The organism is Allobosea sp. FBZP-16, from assembly GCF_002831785.1.
In the GTDB taxonomy this organism is placed as follows: Bacteria; Pseudomonadota; Alphaproteobacteria; order Rhizobiales; family Beijerinckiaceae; genus Allobosea; species Allobosea lupini.
Window position 1 is genome coordinate 180,449 of record NZ_LNCQ01000045.1, and the last position, 19,627, is coordinate 200,075.

A 19,627-nucleotide genomic window follows, 5' to 3' on the forward strand; every position below is an offset into this window, starting at 1 on the left:
TCGGCCAAAGCCATTCTGCCATCAAATGATAAGAATGCAGCGATTGATTACTTTTCTTCATCTCGTCGCGGCACGACGCTGCGCTTCAGCGCCTGGCTCAAGAGCGTGATCAGGTCACGCGTCACCGGGCGCAGCGGCACCGATTTGCGCGTGATGATGCCGAGCGTGCGGGTCACAGCCGGGGAGCGCAGCGGGATCGCGACGAGCTCGCCGGCATCGACGATATCGAGCGAAAGCTGCGGCACCACCGCGTAGCCGATGCCCGAGCGCACCAGGCTGACCGCGGTGACGACGCGCTGGACCTCGTAGCGCCAGGTCAGGCTCTCGCGCCTGGCGCCGAGCGCATCGTCGATCAGGATGCGGTTGCCGGTCTCGGCGCTGATCCGCACCAGCGGCTCGTCCTGCAATTGCGCCCAGGTCAGCGACGCCTCCTGCGCCAGCGGCATCGAGCGATGGCTGACCAGCACGAACGGCTCCTTGACGACCGGCTTCAGCTCGAGGTCCCAGCGATTGGCGGCGACGATGGTGACGCCGAACTCGGCCTCGCCCGACTGGACCTTGTCGGCGATCTCGGACGCCGAGTTGTCGTGGATGCGGACGCCGACACCGGGATGGCGCGCGGCGAAAGCTGCGATCACTGCCGGCATGCAATGGGCCGCGACCGTCGGCAGGCAGCCGAGCGAAACCTGCTCGTCGCCCTCGCGCAGGTCGACCCTGACCTCGTTGATGGCGAAGCCAAGGTCCTCGAAGATGCGCCGCGCCCGCGGCAGCAGGGTGGTGCCGGCCGCGGTCAGCGAGACCTGCCGCGTCGTGCGCAGGAAGAGCGGCGTTCCCAGCGATTCCTCGAGCTTGCGGATGCGGTGGCTGAGCGCCGTCTGCGACAGGTTGAGATGCGAGGCGGCGGCGCGGAAGCTGCCGCGCTCTGCGATGCTGACGAAGGCCTGCAGCCCGAGAACGTCCACCCTCATCGGATCGCACGCTCCTGTCCGGCGATGAGATCGGCAAGCCGGACCAGCTCGGCCAGCGTCGCGGCGCCCATCTTCCGCATCACCTGGCCGCGATGCACCTTCACGGTCACCTCGCTCAGGCCGAGATCGGCGGCAATCTGCTTGTTGAGGCGCCCCTGCGCGACGAAGGCGAGAACCTCCTTCTCCCGCACCGTCAGCGTCGCGAAGCGCTCTTTCAGCTCGGCAAGCGCCGTCTCGTCCTTGCGCCTCGCCTCGTCCTTCCCGATCGCCACACGCACCGCATCCAGCAGGTCCTGCTCGCGGAACGGCTTCAGCAGGAACTCGACTGCCCCAAGCTTGATCGCCCGCACCGCCATCGGCACGTCGCCATGGCCGGTGAGGAAAACGATCGGGATCGGATCGTTCAGCGTGGCCAGCTCGGCCTGGAAATCCATGCCGCTCGGGCCTGGCATCCGGACGTCGAGGACGAGACAGGACGGCGTGTCGGGACGCCGGACCAGCGCGAACTCCCGCACCGAGGCAAAAACCGAGACCGCATAGCCGACCGAGCGGAGCAGGCTGTCGAGCCCCTCGCGGACCGAGACATCGTCGTCGACGACGAAGACGGTGGCCGGCTTATCCATGGCGTTCGTCCGATTCTGTGCCCGCCACCGGCAAGGTGAAGCCGAAGACCATGCCACGGGGATGATTGACGGCGGCGTAGACCTTCCCGCCATGCGCCTCGACGATCGAGCGGCTGATCGCGAGGCCCATGCCCATCCCACCCGGCTTGGTCGAGTGGAAGGCCTCGAACACCTGCTCGATCGCCGCCGGCGCCAGGCTGACGCCGGTGTCGCGGACGCTCACCGTGATCGCGCGGCCGTCGCTGGCAGCGCCGACCAGCAGGTCGCGCGGCCCGGTCTCCAGGCCGCCCATCGCCTCGGCCGCGTTGATCACCAGGTTGAGCACGACCTGCTGGAGCTGAACCTTGTCGCCCAGCGGCTGCGGCAGGTCATCGGCCAGATCGGTCTGGAGCATCACGCGGCGCCTGCGCAATTCGCCGCGGGTCAGGGCCAGAACCTCCTCGATCAACGCGACCATATCGAGCCGGTCACGCGAAGGCGGAGCCTTGGCCACGAGGTTGCGTACGCGCCCGATCACCTCGCCGGCGCGATCGGCATCGGCGACGACGCGCTGCAGGGCCCGCTTGGCCTCGCCGGTATCGGGGGGTGTCGCCGCGAGCCAGCGCAGGGCGGCATGGCCGCTGGCGGCGATCCCGGCCAACGGCTGGCTGACCTCATGCGCGATCGAGGCGGCCAGCTCGCCCATGGTGGTGACGCGCGCCATATGGGCCAGCTCGGCCTGTGTCTGGCGGATGCGCGCCTCCGCCTCCCCGATCCGCAAGGCCAGATAGGTGGTCGCGCCGATGGCGATCAAGCTCAGGGCTCCGTTCGCCAGGCCGGTCTCCTGGATTCCGCGCGGCGTCAGCAGATAGCTCAGCACCGTCATAACGGCGCTGCCGGCGCCGAACGAGACGACGACCGCCGGCCCGTCGAACCTGACCGAGATCAGGATCACCGCGACATAGAGGACGGCGACCGCAATCTCCAGGCTGGTGAAGGTGTCGGCCAAGAAGATCGCGGCCATCGCCGCGATCAGGCCGAGCCAGAGCCATGGTCTTTCGATGCGCATGCGCTCGCGATCGCGCATCATGCGTTAGCCCTTCGCCTGCTCATCCGGTCGCCAGCCCCGACAAGACAGATGGCCGAGCGCTCTGTCCAGCCCGTGTATCAGCTCGGATTGTCCAGCGTGAACAGGTCGGCATCCTCGTCATAGGCGAAGTATTCGCCATAGCGGGCCCAGTTCGTCACCGCCTTCAGCGTCATCGCGGCATAGTCCTCCGACATGTGGTCTTCGAGCTCGTCGCGGAAGCGTGGCGCCGGCGCCCTGTGGCTGGAGCGCTCGTCGAGCACCCGCCGGATATGGGCGGCGAGCGGCACATAGGCCGCGAGCTGCTGGGCGAAGAGGCGCTTGCGTCCGTCGACATCGGCGTCGGCGAAGCGCAAGCCCGCGGCGGTCAGCCTGATGTCGCCGCCTTCGAGATCGGCGAAACGCAGCAGCTGCAGCGTCTCGGCCACCGGGAAGAGATCGTCGATCTCCAGGTGCAGTTCGGCTGCGAGCGGCGGCAGGTCGGCCTCCCCCCTGTAGGCCGCGCCCGCGATCGTCTCGATCAGCCCGGCCATCAGATTCGTCGAGACCCGCGGCAGCGCCATGGCGATGCCGGTGCCGGGAAAGAAGCCGTCACGTGCCGGCGCGCCGGCCTTCGCGGTCATGCGGGCATAGATGTCCTCGACCAAGGTGCGGAAGGCGGGATCGAGACGGTCGCGAGGCTGCGGCAGCTCGACCTTCAGCTCGGCGATGACGCGGCCCGGATTGGAGCCGAAGATCAGGATGCGGTCGCACATCAGCACCGCCTCCTCGATATTGTGCGTCACCATCAGGATCGCCTCGATCGGCATCCGCCCCTCGCACCAGAGATCGAGCAGATCGGTGCGCAGCGTCTCGGCGGTGAGGACGTCGAGCGCCGAGAACGGCTCGTCCATCAGCAGAACCTTGGGGTGCACGACCAAAGCGCGGGCGAGCCCGACACGCTGGCGCATGCCGCCGGAGAGCTCCTTCGGATAGGCGCTCTCGAAGCCGTCGAGGCCGATCAGGTCGATGGCGGCGAGCGCGCGCTTGCGCCGTTCGGCCGGCGCGACGCCCTGCGCCTCCAGGCCGAGCTCGACATTCTCCAGCACGCTCAGCCAGGGGAACAGCGCAAAGCTCTGGAACACCACGGCGACGCCCGAGCTCGGCCCGGTCACGGTCCGACCCTCGAAGGTGACGGTGCCACCGCTCGGCTGGATCAGTCCCGCGATCGCCCGCAGCAGCGTCGACTTGCCCGAGCCCGAGCGGCCGAGCAGGCCGACGATCTCGCCAGGCCGAAGCTCGACATCGACCTTGTCGAGCACGACGAGCGAGCCGGCCGCGCCCTTGTCATAGCTCTGGCAGACCTCTTTGGCACTGACGAGCGGAGTGGCATTCCCGGCCTTGAAATCGCGGGTCGCGATGATCTCGTTCATGGCGGCATCCTCCTGCGGAAAGGTTCAGTCGAGGCGCATCCGGCGTTCCGCCATCACATAGAGCGGGCGCCAGAGCAGGCGGTTGAAGAGCGTGACGAAGAGCGACATGACGGCGATGCCGAGCACGACACGCGGGAAGTCGCCGGCCTCTGTCGCGTTGGCGATGTAGGCGCCGAGGCCATAGGCCTCGAGCTTGGTGTCGCCCCAGCTCGCGACTTCGGCGACGATGCTGGCGTTCCAGGAGCCGCCGGACGCGGTCAGCGCGCCGGTGACGTAATAGGGGAAGATCCCCGGCAGCATGACGCGCCGCCACCACGTCCACGAGCGCAACTGGTAGACGCTCGCCGCCTCGCGCAGATCGGTGGGGAAGGCGTTCGCGCCGGCGATGACGTTGAACAGGATGTACCACTGCGTGCCGAGCACCATCAGCGGCGAGAGCCAGATGTCGGGGCTGGCGCCGGTCGCGACGATGGCGACGACGGCGAAGGGGAACAGCACATTCGCCGGGAAGGCTGCGAGGAACTGCGCCACCGGCTGGACGCGCTCGGCGATTCCCGGGCGCAGGCCGATGCAGACGCCGACCGGGATCCAGATCACGCTGGCGACGGCGATCAGCAGGGTGACGCGCAGCAAGGTCACGAGGCCGCGCGCCAGCGGATCCCAGGCATCTGACCAGGACAGGTTCTGCCCGAGATAGGCGATGGCGGTCCACATCGCCCAGGAACCGATGGCGAGAATCAGGACGAGCCAGGCCCGGTCGAGCGTCTTGCTGGTCCCCGCGCTGACCTCATAGCGCAGCGGCGGCGCACTGCGGAACCGCACCAGCAGCAGCCGGCCGCCCAGCCAGGCGAGCGGAGCTGTCAGGCGCTTGAACAGGCGGGTGCGCCGGACGAGCTCATGCACCCAGGAGCGCGGCTTCCGCTGGCCGGCGGTCTGCTCGAAACGGAACTTGTCGGCCCAGGCGACGATCGGCCGGAACAGCAGCTGGTCGTAGAGACCTATCACGATCGCCATCGCCAGCACGGCCCAGGCCACGGCTGCGAAATTCTGCTCCTTGATCGCGAGCGCCAGCCAGGAGCCGAGGCCCGGCAACTGCACGGTGGTGTCGCCGACGGTAATCGCCTCGGAGGCGACGACGAAGAACCAGCCGCCGGACATCGACATCATCGTGTTCCAGACCAGGCCCGGCATGGCGAAGGGCGCCTCCAGCCGCCAGAAGCGCTGCCAGGACGACAGGCCGAAGCTGCGGCTGACCTCGTCGAGATCGCGGGGGACCGTGCGCAGCGACTGGTAGAACGAAAAGGCCATGTTCCAGGCCTGGCTGGTGAAGATCGCGAAGATCGAGGCGCATTCGGCGCCGAGCTGGCTGCCCGGGAACAGCCCCATGAAGAAGGCCACGGTGAAAGTCAGGAAGCCGAGCACCGGCACCGATTGCAGGATGTCGAGCGCCGGGATGATCACCTTCTCGGCGCGCCGGCTCTTGGCCGCCAGCGTCGCGATCGTGAAGGTGAAGGCAAGCGAGGCGATGATCGCGGCGAACATCCGCATCGTCGTGCGCAGCGCATAGTCCGGCAGCAGCGCCGGATCGAGCACGACCGGCTCGGTGGCGAGGCCGGATAGTGGCGCGCGCATCGCCGCTGCGCCATGCAGCGCCAGCACAGCTAATGCAGCGAGCAGCGCGAACGCCGCCAGATCATAGAGGTTGGGCAGGACACGATTGCGCGTCAGCGCGGCGAGCGCACTGGACCTCGTATCGCGGTTCGACAGAAACGCCATGGGAACCTCGGCGGGATGGAGGTGACTGCGGCCGGTGGCCGGCCTTGCTGGCTGAGCGACTTGGTCAGGCGGCACGCCTGCACCCTGAGCGGCAACTGCCGTCATCGTCGCGCTGCTCCCCGCCCTCGCTGCGCCAGCGGCATTCCAGGCGCCCGTCAGCTGCATTGATGCGCCATTCGGCAACCAGCCCTGATCGCTTCTGTGCAGCCCTGCGCAGGAGAGTGCCGTTGCTCGGGCGCAAGTTCGGCCAGGCCAGCGCTCGCGAGATTACAGAGTGCCGAAACGCGACGACGTTGTTCATGGCCCATCTCTTCGGTCCCGGTGGGGCTGTCCGACGCGCGAACGGGCGCACACGACGACCCACGCCGCAGCGATGGCTGCATGCGATCGGTCGGCATGGCCATGTCCCTGCGACGGAAAGCCGGTAGTTGCGACAGCGCCTCGCGGTCAGCGCCGCGAAGTCATCGCCTCTCTGCGCCCCGAGGCGATGGCGATCAATCGGACGATGGGATCGGGGCCGATACCTTGGTATAGCGCCGCCAGCGCCGCATCCGGCGGGCCTGGTTCAATCGGCGCGGCCCCGCGCCTCGACCGGCCACTGCGCGACGAGGTCGGCGCCGCGGACGACGTGCAGGATGTCGTGGAGGTTGATCGTCGGGTCGCAATGCGGGACCGTGCATTCGACGACCGTGCCGATCGGCAAGGCGCCCTGCCCTTCCAAAGGCAGGATGCGGCCGAACTCGTCGCCGCACCATTCGATCCGCCCGACCGGCTCGCCGTTCCGGAAGACGCGCGGCGGCGGCCCGTCGAGCGCGAAGCTCTTGCTGCCGCCATCGGTGATGGCGAAGCCGAGCGAGCTTTGCCCGATCACGGTGACGGCAATGCGCAGCGCCGGCTTGAACTCCGGTCCGCCCCGGCCATGCATGTCGACGCTGTCATAGGCCTCGTCCATGAAGACGTAGGAGCCCGCCTGGATCTCGGTCAGCAACCGATCCTCGCCGTCGAGGAGATGGCTGCCGGTGCCGCCACCCGAGACGATCTCCGGCGCGAAGCCGGCCTCGCGTAGCGCAGCGATCATGGCGGCGAGCAGCCGGCCCATCTCCTGGTTGGCGGCGCGGCGCACGGCGAAGTCGTCGATATGCTGCACGCGGCCCTGATAGGCTTGGACGCCGCGATAACGCAGCCCGTCCAGCCCGGAGACAAGTCGCGCCAGCTCGACCCCCTCGGCCGGCGTCGCGACGCCGCTGCGCCTCAGCCCGACATCGAGATCGACCAGCACGTCGAAGGCGGTGCCGTGCCGCTGTGCCGCATCGGCATAGGCAGCGGCCAGATCGGCCCGGTCGACGACGACGCCGATGCGCCCGCCCGCGGCCGCAGCGCGCGCCAGCGCGTCGATCTTCGCCGGGCTGGCGATCGGGGCGCTGAGCAGGAGGTCGCGGACGCCGCCATCGAACAGCGCCAGCAATTCGCCCGGTTTGGCGCAGCAATTGCCGAGCGCTCCCGCAGCCATCTGCCGGCGGGTGATCTCGGCGCATTTATGCGATTTCGCATGCGGCCTGAGGTGCAACCCGGCCTGCCGGCAGGTCTCTGCCATCAGCGCGATATTGTGCTCGAACAGGTCGAGATCGAGCACGGCCGCCGGCGTCTCCAGCCGCGCCCGGCTGCCAGGAACGCCGACGAGCTGTTCGTTGAGGGCAGCCGCGCCAAACAGGGCGTCGCTCATGTCCTTGCCTCCGCAAGCGCAGCGCGACGACGTGCGGTGGCGTCGCGATCAATGCTCACGCCATCGGCCGCGAAGACCACGCCGTAGTCGCGAGCCGCGCCCGCCGCCGTGACCTTGCCCTCGCGCAGATCGTCCTCGATCCGGATCGGATCGCGCTGCAATGCATCGCCATAGCCGCCCCCACCCGCCCCGATCAGGCGAAAGACATCGCCGGCGCGGGCGTTGAAGCTCTCCATCGGCATGGTCGGCAGGCTCTGCTCAGTGCCGTCGGCGCGGAGCAGGATGTGAGCGGAGGGAGCACCTGGGCTGCCGCCCTCGAAGCCGAAGGGCGGGTGGTCGCGCCGGTCGCCGCGCAGCACGAAACGGATCGGCGCCAGGAAGCGGAATTCGCGGATGAAGGAGAGGCCGCCGCGGAACTCGCCCGGCCCGCCGGTATCGGGCACGAGGCCATAGCGCAGCACCTCGACCGGCATGTCGGCCTCGATCATCTCGACCGGCTGGTTGGAGAGATTGGCGGCAGGGTTGGAGATGCCCTCGATCCCGTCCTTGCCGGCGCGGGCGCCCCAGGTACCGACCACCATCTCGTTGAGCACAAACGGGCGCCCCTCATGCGTGCCGCCGGCGGCCAGCAGATAGGGCCCGCCCTCGGAGCCACCCATGGCCCGTTCGGGCACGATCTGCGCCAACGCCTGCATGATCGCGTCGAAGACGCGGTAGCCGACGACGCCGCGCGCGCCGCAGGCTGCCGGATAGCGCGGATTGACCAGGCAGCCCTCGGGCGCCCTGACTGTGATCGGCCGCAGGTACCCCTCGCAATTGGGTATATCCTGCTGCGACAGGCAGCGGATCGCGCAGAAGGCGGCCGATTCCGGCAGCGAGATCGGGCAGTTGATCGAGGCCGCGACCTGATCTGCCGTGCCGGTGAAATCGATGTCGATCGTGTCGTCGGCGACGGTGACGGTCGCGACGATCGGCAGCGGCTGCGGGTTCTCGCCGACGCCATCGATATAGTCGGTGGCACGATAGACGCCGTTCGGAAGAGCGCGGATGACGTCGCGCATCATCGCCTCGGCATGGTCGTGCAGCGCGTCGATATAGCTGTCGAGTTCCTGCGCGCCGTAACGGCCGATCAGCGCCCTCAGCCCCTCCTCGGCGACGTTGCAGGCGGCGATCTGGGCGCGGATGTCGCCGAGCACCTCGATCGGCGAGCGGGTGTTCGCCTCGAGGATGCGGAAGACGGCCTCGACCGGCTGTCCGGCCTCATAGAGCTTTAGTAGCGGCAGGCGCAGGCCTTCCTGCTGGATCTCGGTGGCGTAGATCGCGACGCTGCCCGGCACGATGCCACCGAGATCGGTGTGATGCGCCACCGTCGCGGCGAAGCCTGAGAGCCGGCCGTCTACGAAGATCGGTTTCAGGATGTAGATATCCGGCAGATGCTGGCCGCCGGAACCGTAGGGGTCGTTCGCGATCAGCACGTCGCCCTGCTTCAGCCTGTCGCCATAGCGCTCGCGGACGAAGCCCATGATGCGCGGGAAGGAACAGAGCTGGATCGGCAGGGTCAGCCCCTGCGCGATCACCCGGCCTTTCGCGTCGCAGAGCGCGGTCGAATAGTCCATGATGTCGCGCACCACGGGCGAATAGGCCGAGCGCATCACGATCAGCGCCATCTCGTCGGCGGTCGAGGCCAGCGCATTGCGGATCACTTCGAGGGTGATCGGGTCGATTGCCTGCGCGCTCATGCGGCCTCCAGGGCGATGTCGATATTGCCGGCCTCATCGAGCCGCGCGCTCTGGCCGGGGCCGACGACGCAAGTGCAGTCGTATTCCTCGATGACGAAGGGCCCCCGCCGCGCCGTCGCGTCGAGATCGGCCCGGCCGATCACGGCGATCGAGGCAGCGGATCCGCTGGCGTTGAAGGAGACGGCCCGGTCGGCCCGCCGCATCGGCGCCTCCGCCGCGAACTGGTGGCGCGGCGCGACCAGCGGCAGCCGGACCGTCAGGCGGGCATTGACGAGATGGACCGCGTCCGTCTGTGAGCGGTGGCCATAGGTGCGCTCATGCTCGCGGTGGAACAGCTCGCTGAGCTCGGCGATGTCGAACCGCCTCGCCGGAACGGTGAGCTCATAGGCTTGGCCGACATAGCGCAGGTCTGCGGCATAGCGGAATTCCGCCTGCCCAAGGTCGTAGCCTTCGAGCGCGAGGATGCGGCGGGCGTCGGCGCCGAGCGCGGCAAAGAGCTGCTCCAGCCCGGCATCGTCGAGCTCGTCCGCCCGCCGCCGCGACGGCCGTACGAACTCCTGCTCGACATCGGAGCGCAGCAGGCCGAGCGCACTGAAGACGCCGGCGGCGCGCGGAACGATGACGCGGCGGATGCCGAGCGCCATCGCGACCTCGGCCGCGACCACCGGACCATTGCCGCCGAAGGCGACCAGGGTCGCCTGGCGCGGATCGCGGCCGCGATAGGTCGAGACCGCCTTGACCGCCCGCGTCATCGTGGTGACCGCGAGCGTCAGCACGCCGCGTGCCGTCTGCTGGAGGTCGAGGCCGAGCGGGCGCGCGACCTGGTCGTTCAGCGCGGCGCGGCCGGCATCGGCCTTGAGCGGAAAGCTGCCGCCGGCGAGCGCGATGTCGTTGATGTAGCCGAGCGTCAGGAAGGCGTCGGTCAGCGTCGCTTGCCGGCCACCGAGCCCGTAGCAGACCGGCCCGGGATAGGCTCCGGCGCTCTGCGGGCCGACCGAGACCTGGTTCATCCGGTCGATCGCGACGACGCTGCCGCCGCCGGCGCCGATCTCTGAGACGTCGATGAACGGCATCTTGATCGGATAGCCGCCGCCCTTGACCAGCTTGCTCGACAGATTGATGCCGGCACCGACCTCGTATTCGGTGGTGCGGGCCGGCTCGCCATGCTCGATCAGCGCCGCCTTGGCGGTGGTGCCGCCCATGTCGAAGGAGATGATGCTGGGCTCGTCGCTTCCCGAGACCAGCCGCGCACAGGCGATGACGCCGGCAGCCGGACCGGATTCGACCAGCGACGCCGCGCGCTTCACCGCCGAGCCCAGCCGCATGATGCCGCCGCCGGAATGCATCATCTCGACCTGGCAGGTGACGCCGATCGAGGCGAGCCGCGCCGTCAGCGCACTGGCATAGTTGCGCACGACCGGGCCGATATAGGCGTTCACCACAACGGTCGAGGTGCGCTCGTATTCGCGGATCTCCGGCAGGATCTCCGAGCCGCGGCAGATATAGACGCCGTCGCCGAGCTCGGCGCGCAGGATCTCCTCGGCCTCGATCTCGTGCCGAGGATTGGCGTAGGCGTGCAGGAAGCTGATCGCGACAGCCTCGACGCCCTCTTCGCGGAAGCGCCGCGCCGCTGCGACGACATCCACTCTCGACAGCGGGATCCGCACCGAGCCATCCGCGGCGAGCCGCTCGCGCGCTTCAAGCCGCAGGCGCCGCGCCGCGAGCGGCTTCGGCTTGTCGTATTGCAGGTCGTAGAGCACCGGGATGCGCAGGCGGCGCATTTCGAGCACGTCGCGGAAGCCCTCGGTCGTCAGCAGGCCGGTGCGGGCGCCCTTGTATTCGAGGATCGCATTGGTCGCGACCGTGGTCGCGTGGACGATGCCGGTGATGCGGTCGGGCGTGGTCTGGTATTCCTCTACCAGCGCCTTGAGTGCCTGCGCGATGCCGCGGCTGTAATCGTCGGGCGTCGAGGGCACCTTGCGGGTCTCGATCAACCCGTCGTCGCGCGCGACCACGACATCGGTGAAGGTGCCGCCAATGTCGATGCCGATCCGGTAGCTATGCTGCGCCATGGATGTCTTCCCGGGTTTCTGGAGCCGCCGCTTCGGCTCGCACGGGCAACGGCGTGCGCCGGCCGGCGAGGCCCTTAGGCACGGCAGCGATGAGGGCTTGGGTGTAGGGGTGCTGCGGCCGATCGAGGACGTCGAGGCAGGAGCCTTCTTCGACGATCACCCCTTTGCGCATCACGACGATGCGGCTGCACAACGTGCGCACCAGAGCGAGGTCGTGGCTGATGAAGAGCAGCGTCAGGCCGAGCTCGCGTGTCAGGCGCGAGAGCAGATTGATCACCTGCGCCTGCAGGGAGACGTCGAGCGCCGAGACCGGCTCGTCGGCGATCAACACCTCCGGCTTCATCGCCAGCGCCCGCGCCAGGCCGATGCGCTGGCGCTGGCCGCCCGAAAGCTCATGCGGCAGGCGCGGGCCGATCTCCGGGCCGAGGCCGACCAGCGTCAGCAGCTCGGCGATCTCGCTGTCGCGCTGCGCCTTCGGCACTCCGCGCAGCGCCAGCGTCTCGCCGAGGCAACGCGCCACGCTCTTGCGCGGATTCAGCGCGCTGCTCGAATCCTGGAAGACCATCTGGACACGCCGGCGCCACCGCCCGGCATGGTCGCGCATCAGCTCCGCCATCGACTGGCCATCGAGCAGAACCTCGCCGGAGGTCGGCCGCGCCAGCCCGACCGCGAGCCCGGCCAGCGTCGACTTGCCCGAGCCGCTCTCGCCGACGATGCCGACAACGTCGCCGCGCATGACGTCGAGACTAACATCGTCGAGCGCGACGATCCGGCTGTCGCGGGCGAGCAGGCGATCGAGCAGGCCGCCCTGCGGGAAGGATTTGGAGACGCCGCGCAGTGACAGGATCGGGCCGGTCATCGCGGCCTCCAGCAGGCGGTGCGGTGCCCGGCTTCATCGATAAGCGGCGGCATCTGATGGCTGCAGCTTTCGGCCGCGTCAGGGCAGCGTGGCGAGAACGGGCAGCCGGCCGGCAGGCGGCCGAGCCGCGGCGGCGCGCCCTCGATCGCGGTCAGCGGGCCGGCCGGCCCGGTCAGGCTCGGCACGCAGGCCTTGAGCAGGCTGGTATAGGGATGGCGCGGCGCAAGCTCGATCGCCTCGACAGGCCCGTCCTCGACGACCTTGCCGCCATACATCACCACGACGCGGTCGACGATCTCGGCGACAAGCTGGAGGTTGTGCGAGATGAAGACCACGGCGAGGTTGAGTTCCCGGCGAAGCTCGGCGATCAGGTCGACGATCTGCGCCTGCACGGTGACGTCGAGCGCCGTGGTCGGTTCGTCCGCGATCAAGAGGCGCGGCCGGCAGGCGATCGCCATGGCGATCAGGGCGCGCTGGCGCATGCCCCCGGAGAATTCATGCGGATAGGAGGCGAGGCGCCGGCCGGCATCGCGGATTCCGACGCGCTCGAGCGCTTCCGCCGCGATGCGCCGTGCCTCGGCTGCCGAGACGCCGCGATGAGCCCGCACCACGTCGGTGATCTGACGACCGATGGTCAGCGCCGGATTGAGCGAGCTTTGCGGGTCCTGGAACACCATGGCGATGTCGCGCCCGCGCAGCGCCCTCATGCGCTTTTCGTCGGCGGCGAGCAGGTCCTCGCCGTCGAAGATCGCCCGCCCGCCAATGGCGCGGGCCGGCGCACCGAGCAACCGCATCACCGCGAGCATGCTGAGGCTCTTGCCGGAGCCGGATTCACCGACGATACCGACGGCCTCGCCCGGCGCGACGCAGAAGTCGACGCCGCGCACCGCCTCGACCATGCCGCCGTCGGCCGTGCGGAAGCCGACGCGCAGGCCCTCGACGCTGAGCAAAGCCGGGCTCATGCGACCAGCGTCCTGGCTTCGCTGCGCGGATCGAACAATTCGCGCACGGCGTCGCCCAAGAGATTGAAGCCGATCACCGTCAGCGAGATGGCGAGGCCCGGGAAGACCGGCAACCACCATTCGCCGGAATAGATCGCGCTGCGGGCATCGGAGAGCATGGTGCCCCAGCTCGGCTGCGGCGGCTGCACGCCGAGGCCGACGAAGCTGATCGAGGCCTCGATGACGATGCCGATCGCGACCAGCAGCGTACCCTGCACGATGATCGGCGACAGGCAGTTCGGCAGCACGTCGCCGACGACGATCTGCCAATGCGAGGCGCCCTGCAGGAAGCGGGCGCGGACATAGTCGGCCCCGGCGATGCGCTTGGCGACCGCATAGGTGACGCGGGCGAAGACCGGCGAGAACAGGCAGCCGACGAGGACGATGATCTTGACCTCGTTCGGCAGCAGCAGCGGGCCCACCGGCAACGGCCCGACGCCGAGGATGCCGACGATCGCGATCGCCCAGACCAGCAGCGGGATCGAGGCGACGCCGTCGACGATGCGCATCACGGCCTGCTCGCCGAGCCCACCCTTGTAGGCGGCGAAGATGCCGGCCGAGACGCCGATCAGGGCGCCGATCAGCACCGCGCCAATGCCGACCGAGAGCGAGGCGCGCGCGCCGAACAGGATGCGGCTCAGCACGTCGCGCCCGCCCTGATCGGTGCCGAGCCAATGGCTGGCATCGGGCGCCGCCAGCCTGTCCTCGATGTTGAGCGCGAGGGGGTCATAAGGCGCGATCAGCGGCGCGAAGATCGCGGCGAGCACGATCAGCCCGACGATGCCGGCACCGAGCCACCCGCTCCAGTCGAGGCCATTAAGGGCTTTGCGCAGATCGCTCATGCTGCCGCCCTCTGGCGAGGATCGAGCACGCGGTTGATCAGGTCGGCGCTCAGATTCGCGACGACGAAGATCGCGGTGAACAGGAAGACGATGCCCTGCAGCAGTAGGAAGTCGCGCTGCGAGATCGCGTTCAGGAGAGCGCGCGACAGTCCGGGGATGTTGAAGACCTGCTCGATGATCAGCGCCCAGCCGAACATGTAGCCGAAGGAGAGCGCCCCGAGATTGACCACCGGCGGCAGCGCGTTGACCAGCGCATAGAACACGACCTGGCGTGCGGAGAGCCCCATGGCGCGGGCGGTGCGGACATAGTCGCCACGCAAGGTGTCCTGCAGGCTCGCCTGCGTCATCCGCGCCAGCACGGCGATGTAATAGACCGCCAGCGAAAGCGCGGGCATCAGGATGCTCTGCAGGTGCAGCTTGAGGCCGGCCGAGAGCGGAGAATAGCCGCCCGGCGGCAGCAGGCGCAGATCGACGGCAAGGAAGCGGATCAGCACGATGCCGAGCCAGAAAGCCGGGATCGACAGGCCCAATACTGCGGCGAAGCGGCTGACCCGGTCGAAGGTGCCGCCCGGCTTGAGCGCCGCCAGCACGCCGACGCCGATGCCGAAAACGAGCGCGATCAGGAAGGCGAAGAGCACGATCGCCAGCGTCACCGGCAGTGCATTGGCGATCTCGGCAGCGACGTCGCGGCCGGTGACGAAGGACTTGCCGAAATCGCCGCGCGTGACGTCGCCGAGCCAGGCTGCGTATTGCGAGAGGAAAGGCCTGTCGAGGCCGTGCGCCTGCTCGAACTGCGCGATCTGCTCGGCGGTCGCATCCGCCCCGAGCACGATCCGGGCCGGGGAGCCCGGACCGGAGCGCGTCAGCGCGAACAGCGCGAGGCCGACGAAGAGCAGCGTGCCGATCGAGGATACAATGCGGCCTGCGACGAGGCGGAGCATGGCGGGCTCGCTCTAATCCGTGGTCGCGTTAGACCTTGACCTCGCCGGGCGCGATGGTCAGGCCCTGGTTGACCTTCACATCCTGCAGAGCCTGCCGCCACAGGTTGGAAGCGTGGACATAGCCGAGCACGCCGAGCGGCGCGTCGCGGGCGGCCAGCGCCTGCAGCTTGCCGTAGAGCTCCTTGAGCTTGGTTTCGTCGGTCTCGGCGAAGGCAGCCGCCAGCGTCTGGTTGAACTCGGGATTGTTGTAGCCGGTGCTCTTGGACAGCACCTGCTCCGGCGTCAGGCAGACCTGCATGATGTAGCTCGGCTCGCCCGGCGACATGAAGACCTGCAGCGCCGCCTGGTGTTCGCCGCGGATCGCCTGCTGGATCAGCACCGAGAACTCGTAGACCTTGAGATTGACCTTGATCCCGATCTTGGCGAGCTGCGCCTGTACGAAGATCGCCGCATCCTTGGTGTCGAGCAGGTAGGGCTCGGCCTGGATGCTCAGGTCGAACTCGGCGCCCGAAGCGTATTTCGATTTGGCGAGCAGCGCTTTCGCCTTGTCGAGATCGAAGCCGAGCTCCTTGTCCGCCTCGGCATTGAACCACCAGCCGCGGGGTGGCGCCGGCACGGACGAGGGATCGAGCAGCCCGTAATAGACCTTCTCGCCGATCGTCTTGCGGTCGATCGCAGCGGAAACCGCCTTGCGGAAATTCACGTCGTCGAAAGGCGCCTTCAGATTGTTGGTGTACATCAGCAGCGCGCCACCCAGCGTCGGGCGCGAGGCGCCGGTGATGCCCGGCATGGTTTTCAGCCGGTTGAACTCGCGCGGCGGCGGCGCGCTGATCAGGTCGACCTGGCCGGTGAGGAGGTAGGCGACGCGGGTCGCGTCCTCCGGGATCATCTTGACGACGAGCCGGTCCCAGTGCGGCAGGCCCTTGCGCCAGTAGTTCGGGTTCTTCCTGAAGCTGATATAGTCGTTCGGCTTCCACTCCTCGAAGACGCCGAAGCCGGTGCCGACGCCGGCGGGACGCGACTTGAAATAGTCGTCGCCATGCTCCTTGCGCGAGCCTGCGGGGTAGATGCCCATGTATTTGGTCAGGAAATAGAGCCAGGGGCCGTAAGGCTCGGAGAGCTCGAACTGGACCTTGAGCGGATCCAGTACCGCGACCTTGGTGATGCGGGTGAAGAGTGAGCGGCGTGCTGCCTTGTTGGCGGGGTCGAGCAGGTAGTCGAAGGAGTACTTCACATCCTCCGCGGTCATCTTCTTGCCGTTGTGGAAGGTGACGTCGTCGCGCAATTCGAAGGTGTAGGTCTTCTTGTCGGCCGAGATCACCGGCAGGGCCTTGGCAAGCTGCGGCTTCAGCACGCCGTCGACATCGTATTCGACCAGGTTCTCGAACACGGCCTGGCCAAGCACCATGGCGTCGTGATTGAGCTGGTTTATCGGATCGATGGTGATCGGATTGCTCGGCAGGACGACGGTCAGCGTCTTGCCATTGTTCGGTTGGGCGTGGAGCAGGCTCGCGGGCAAGAGGCCGCCCAGGGCGCCGCCTGCTGCAGCTGCGAGAAACGCACGGCGATTTGTCGGCACGGTCAGCATCGGAGCTCCCCTGTTTTCTTGGCAATGCCTTGGCGGCGCCGGAGACCGGCGCCGCGCCGAACATGAGAAAGCTAGAGCGCCGGGGCGGCGATTAAAAATAAGAAGTGCTTGCCGCTCGATTGCCTCAGGCTATCGTCTCAGGCGATGCGCTATACCTTCGGTCAAGCGGAAGCGTTCTATTGGGTGGCCCGGCTCGGCGGGTTCCGCGCCGCCGCCCTGCATCTCAACCTGTCGCAACCGACGGTCAGCCTGCGGATCAAGGAGCTCGAGCGCATCCTTGGCGGCGAGCTCTTCGACCGCTCGCTCTATCGCCCGGTGCCGACGACGCTCGGCAATGCGATCTATGCCGATGTCGAGCGCATGCTGGCCCATGCCGAGCAGGTGCAGCGCCACAGCAAGGACGGCCTCCGCGGCAGGAGCCTGCTGCGCATCGGCGCTGCCGATTCCTTCGCCGCCGCCATCCTGCCGGAGCTGCTCGCCCAGCTGGCGCGCCGCCATGCCGAATTACAGGTCGACGTCACCGTAGACTTCAGCACGAAGCTCGAACAGCTCCTACTCGATCGCTCGATCGACATCGCCTTCCTCTCGCAGCCGCGTGCCCATGAAAGGATCACCATCGTCCCGCTCTGGCTGATCGATCTCGTCTGGGTGGTGGGCGAAGGCCTGGCATTCACGGGCAGCGTTGCGACGCCGGACAACCTGGTAGACCTGCCGATCTTCACCAACAGCTCTCCGTCCGGCCTGTTCACCACGATACAGATGTGGTTCGGCGCACATGGCCTGAAGCCGCGCCGCCTCAACACCTGCAATCCGCTGACCGTGATCGCCCGCCTCGCCAGCGCCGGCACCGGCGCGGCGATGATCCCGCGCGAGATGATCCACCTCTCCGGCGAGAAGCTGGCGCTGCGCGTGCTCGAAGCCGATCCGCCGATCCCTTCGCACAATCTTTGCGCTATGTGGTGGAACAACGAATCCGCCGACGAGTGCGGTTATCTCGCCAATCTCGCTCGCGAAATCGCGACCGCCTGACGCTGGGACATGCCCCTTATCCAGGCGGAATGCCGGATTTGCGGCCAAAACAGGGCATAGCCCCCGAGCCGAGCATGCATTAGGCTGCCCTCCAGGCCATCTCATAATAGGCCGGCTAGAACAGGGGAATATGATGGACGAGCGTACGCTGAGCAGCTTGATCGAGAACGTGAAGGACGGCGCGATCTCCCGCCGCTCCTTCATTCGCAGACTGGCTGCCGTCGGCATCACGGCGCCGATCGCTTCGCAGATCCTGGCCTGGAACGACGTCGCCATGGCGCAGGCGTCGCTGCAGTACAAGCCGACCAAGGCCGGCGGCGGCGGGCCGCTGAAGATCCTGCTCTGGCAGGCGCCGACGCTGCTCAACCCGCACTTCGCCAGCGGCACCAAGGACCAGATCGCCGGGCGCATCTTCTTCGAGCCGCTCGCCGGCTGGGACAAGGACGGCAACCTCACCCCGCAGCTCGCCGCCGAAGTGCCGAGCCGGGCCAATGGCGGCCTCTCCGAAGACGGCAAGGTCGTGACCTGGAAGCTGAAGCAGGGCGTCAAATGGCATGACGGCAAGCCGTTCACCGCCGACGACGTCGTCTTCACCTGGGAATATGCCGCCGATCCGGCGACAGCCGCCTACACCACCGGCTCCTACACCAACATCAAGGTCGAAAAGGTCGACGACCACACCGTCAAGGTCATCTTCAAGGAGCCGACGCCGTTCTGGGCCGATCCCTTCGTCGGCGTCGTCGGCCAGATCCTGCCGAAGCACCATTTCGGCGACTACAAGGGTGCCAAATCGCGCGAGGCCCCGGCCAATCTCAAGCCGGTCGGCACCGGTCCGTACAAGTTCGTCGACTTCAAGCCGGGCGATATCCTGACCGGCGCGCGCAACGAGGATTACCACGTCAAGAACCAGCCGCATTTCGACACGATCGAAGTCAAGGGCGGCGGCGATGCGGTCTCGGCGGCGCGGGCCGTCCTGCAGACCGGCGAGTTCGACTACGCCTGGAACCTGCAGGTCGAGGACGAGGTGCTGAAGAAGATGGAGACCGGCGGCCGCGGCAAGGTCAGCGCGGTCGCGTCGGGCGACATCGAGTTCATCATCCTCAACACCACCGATCCGTGGACCGAGGTCGACGGCGAGCGCTCCAGCGTCAAGACCAAGCACCCGACCCTGTCGGATCCGAAGGTGCGCGAGGCGATCAATCTGCTGATCGACCGCGATTCGATCCAGAAGTTCATCTACGGCCGCGGCGGCACCGCAACGGCGAGCTTCGTCAACGAGCCCAAGCAGTTCAAGTCGCAGAAGCTGAAATACGAGTTCAACGTCGACAAGGCCAACAAGATCCTCGACGACGCCGGCTACAAGAAGGGCTCGGACGGCATCCGCGAGAAGGACGGCAAGAAGCTCAAATACGTCTACCAGACCTCGATCAACGCCCCGCGCCAGAAGACGCAGGCGATCATTAAGCAGGCCTGCCAGAAGGTCGGCATCGACCTGGAGCTGAAGTCGGTGACGGCATCGGTGTTCTTCTCCTCCGACGTCGCCAATCCCGACACCTACACCAAGCTCTATGTCGACATGGAGATGTATACGACGACGCAGCCGCAGCCCGATCCGGAGCGTTTCCTCAACCAGTTCGTCTCGTGGGAGATCGCCAACAAGGAGAACAAGTGGCTGGGCCGGAACGTCTCGCGCTATTCGGATCCTGCAGCCGACGAGGCCTACAAGGCCGCCCAGAAGGAGCTCGATCCGGCCAAGCGCGCCGCGCTCCTGATCAAGGTCAACGAGATCTTCTGTGAAGCCAATGTGATCCTGCCGCTGCTTTCGCGCACCCGCGTCGCCGCCTCGGTGACCAATCTGATGCACGACCACAGCGGCTGGGACGTCGACACCTGGAACGTCGCTGCCTGGTATCGCAGCTGAGGCTGGATAAGCCGCTCGCGGACGACCGATACCGTCCGCGAGCGGGCCTTCCCGCTTCCGCGCGAGC

Annotated in this window: 15 protein-coding genes; 2 read left to right on the plus strand and 13 right to left on the minus strand. The window is 67.7% G+C overall.

What is annotated here, in order from left to right:
• Positions 1-47: 47 nt before the first annotated feature.
• The 13 genes from CXY91_RS23160 to CXY91_RS23220 all read right to left on the minus strand — a co-directional run bounded on the left by CXY91_RS23160 (position 48) and on the right by CXY91_RS23220 (position 16,610).
• On the minus strand, positions 48-968 hold the full coding sequence (locus tag CXY91_RS23160; protein WP_100963713.1) for a LysR family transcriptional regulator: 921 nt from the start codon (positions 966-968) through the stop codon (positions 48-50).
• Positions 965-1,591: a response regulator transcription factor gene (locus CXY91_RS23165; protein ID WP_100963715.1), complete on the minus strand. Its 627-nt coding sequence runs from the start codon at positions 1,589-1,591 to the stop codon at positions 965-967. Before CXY91_RS23165 ends, CXY91_RS23160 begins: the two co-directional genes overlap by 4 nt.
• Complete coding sequence (locus CXY91_RS23170) at positions 1,584-2,660, minus strand: sensor histidine kinase (protein WP_100963717.1); 1,077 nt, start codon at positions 2,658-2,660, stop codon at positions 1,584-1,586. The genes CXY91_RS23165 and CXY91_RS23170 overlap by 8 nt, the downstream gene beginning before the upstream one ends.
• Positions 2,661-2,737: 77 nt before the next feature.
• Positions 2,738-4,069, minus strand: a complete 1,332-nt coding sequence (locus CXY91_RS23175; RefSeq protein ID WP_100963719.1) for an ABC transporter ATP-binding protein — start codon at positions 4,067-4,069, stop codon at positions 2,738-2,740.
• 24 nt (positions 4,070-4,093) lie between these two features.
• Positions 4,094-5,845 carry an ABC transporter permease gene (locus CXY91_RS23180; protein WP_100963720.1) on the minus strand — a complete coding sequence of 584 codons (1,752 nt, stop codon included), beginning with the start codon at positions 5,843-5,845 and terminating at the stop codon, positions 4,094-4,096.
• 565 nt (positions 5,846-6,410) lie between these two features.
• Positions 6,411-7,568 (minus strand): DSD1 family PLP-dependent enzyme, encoded by a 1,158-nt coding sequence (locus CXY91_RS23185; RefSeq protein ID WP_100963722.1) that lies wholly within the window; start codon positions 7,566-7,568, stop codon positions 6,411-6,413.
• A complete protein-coding gene (locus tag CXY91_RS23190) occupies positions 7,565-9,307 on the minus strand; it encodes a hydantoinase B/oxoprolinase family protein (RefSeq protein ID WP_100963724.1) in 1,743 nt (580 codons plus the stop codon). The genes CXY91_RS23185 and CXY91_RS23190 overlap by 4 nt, the downstream gene beginning before the upstream one ends.
• Entirely contained in the window at positions 9,304-11,379 is a 2,076-nt protein-coding gene (locus CXY91_RS23195) for a hydantoinase/oxoprolinase family protein (protein WP_100963726.1), read from the minus strand. Before CXY91_RS23195 ends, CXY91_RS23190 begins: the two co-directional genes overlap by 4 nt.
• Positions 11,366-12,238, minus strand: coding sequence for an ATP-binding cassette domain-containing protein (locus CXY91_RS23200; RefSeq protein WP_100963728.1), 873 nt, complete (start codon positions 12,236-12,238; stop codon positions 11,366-11,368). The genes CXY91_RS23195 and CXY91_RS23200 overlap by 14 nt, the downstream gene beginning before the upstream one ends.
• Positions 12,235-13,200: an ABC transporter ATP-binding protein gene (locus CXY91_RS23205; protein ID WP_100963730.1), complete on the minus strand. Its 966-nt coding sequence runs from the start codon at positions 13,198-13,200 to the stop codon at positions 12,235-12,237. Before CXY91_RS23205 ends, CXY91_RS23200 begins: the two co-directional genes overlap by 4 nt.
• Entirely contained in the window at positions 13,197-14,081 is an 885-nt protein-coding gene (locus CXY91_RS23210; RefSeq protein WP_100963732.1) for an ABC transporter permease, read from the minus strand. The genes CXY91_RS23205 and CXY91_RS23210 overlap by 4 nt, the downstream gene beginning before the upstream one ends.
• The gene (locus tag CXY91_RS23215; RefSeq protein ID WP_100963734.1) at positions 14,078-15,022 is read right to left on the minus strand and encodes an ABC transporter permease; all 945 of its coding nucleotides are present in this window, start codon (positions 15,020-15,022) and stop codon (positions 14,078-14,080) included. The genes CXY91_RS23210 and CXY91_RS23215 overlap by 4 nt, the downstream gene beginning before the upstream one ends.
• Positions 15,023-15,050: 28 nt before the next feature.
• Positions 15,051-16,610, minus strand: a complete 1,560-nt coding sequence (locus tag CXY91_RS23220; RefSeq protein WP_091836713.1) for an ABC transporter substrate-binding protein — start codon at positions 16,608-16,610, stop codon at positions 15,051-15,053.
• A gap of 144 nt (positions 16,611-16,754) precedes the next feature.
• Here CXY91_RS23220 and CXY91_RS23225 point away from each other — a divergent pair, with 144 nt between their 5' ends.
• Both CXY91_RS23225 and CXY91_RS23230 read left to right on the plus strand, forming a co-directional pair.
• The gene (locus CXY91_RS23225; protein WP_100963736.1) at positions 16,755-17,639 is read left to right on the plus strand and encodes a LysR family transcriptional regulator; all 885 of its coding nucleotides are present in this window, start codon (positions 16,755-16,757) and stop codon (positions 17,637-17,639) included.
• 133 nt (positions 17,640-17,772) lie between these two features.
• Positions 17,773-19,560, plus strand: coding sequence for a peptide ABC transporter substrate-binding protein (locus CXY91_RS23230; protein WP_091836717.1), 1,788 nt, complete (start codon positions 17,773-17,775; stop codon positions 19,558-19,560).
• Positions 19,561-19,627: the final 67 nt, after the last annotated feature.

Bases quoted from the DNA above. Each gene is read 5' to 3' on its own strand.
- CXY91_RS23160 (WP_100963713.1), bottom strand. From the start codon at position 968: ATGAGGGTGGACGTTCTCGGGCTGCAGGCCTTCGTCAGCATCGCAGAG.
- CXY91_RS23165 (WP_100963715.1), bottom strand. From the start codon at position 1,591: ATGGATAAGCCGGCCACCGTCTTCGTCGTCGACGACGATGTCTCGGTC.
- CXY91_RS23170 (WP_100963717.1), bottom strand. From the start codon at position 2,660: ATGATGCGCGATCGCGAGCGCATGCGCATCGAAAGACCATGGCTCTGG.
- CXY91_RS23175 (WP_100963719.1), bottom strand. From the start codon at position 4,069: ATGAACGAGATCATCGCGACCCGCGATTTCAAGGCCGGGAATGCCACT.
- CXY91_RS23180 (WP_100963720.1), bottom strand. From the start codon at position 5,845: ATGGCGTTTCTGTCGAACCGCGATACGAGGTCCAGTGCGCTCGCCGCG.
- CXY91_RS23185 (WP_100963722.1), bottom strand. From the start codon at position 7,568: ATGAGCGACGCCCTGTTTGGCGCGGCTGCCCTCAACGAACAGCTCGTC.
- CXY91_RS23190 (WP_100963724.1), bottom strand. From the start codon at position 9,307: ATGAGCGCGCAGGCAATCGACCCGATCACCCTCGAAGTGATCCGCAAT.
- CXY91_RS23195 (WP_100963726.1), bottom strand. From the start codon at position 11,379: ATGGCGCAGCATAGCTACCGGATCGGCATCGACATTGGCGGCACCTTC.
- CXY91_RS23200 (WP_100963728.1), bottom strand. From the start codon at position 12,238: ATGACCGGCCCGATCCTGTCACTGCGCGGCGTCTCCAAATCCTTCCCG.
- CXY91_RS23205 (WP_100963730.1), bottom strand. From the start codon at position 13,200: ATGAGCCCGGCTTTGCTCAGCGTCGAGGGCCTGCGCGTCGGCTTCCGC.
- CXY91_RS23210 (WP_100963732.1), bottom strand. From the start codon at position 14,081: ATGAGCGATCTGCGCAAAGCCCTTAATGGCCTCGACTGGAGCGGGTGG.
- CXY91_RS23215 (WP_100963734.1), bottom strand. From the start codon at position 15,022: ATGCTCCGCCTCGTCGCAGGCCGCATTGTATCCTCGATCGGCACGCTG.
- CXY91_RS23220 (WP_091836713.1), bottom strand. From the start codon at position 16,610: ATGCTGACCGTGCCGACAAATCGCCGTGCGTTTCTCGCAGCTGCAGCA.
- CXY91_RS23225 (WP_100963736.1), top strand. From the start codon at position 16,755: ATGCGCTATACCTTCGGTCAAGCGGAAGCGTTCTATTGGGTGGCCCGG.
- CXY91_RS23230 (WP_091836717.1), top strand. From the start codon at position 17,773: ATGGACGAGCGTACGCTGAGCAGCTTGATCGAGAACGTGAAGGACGGC.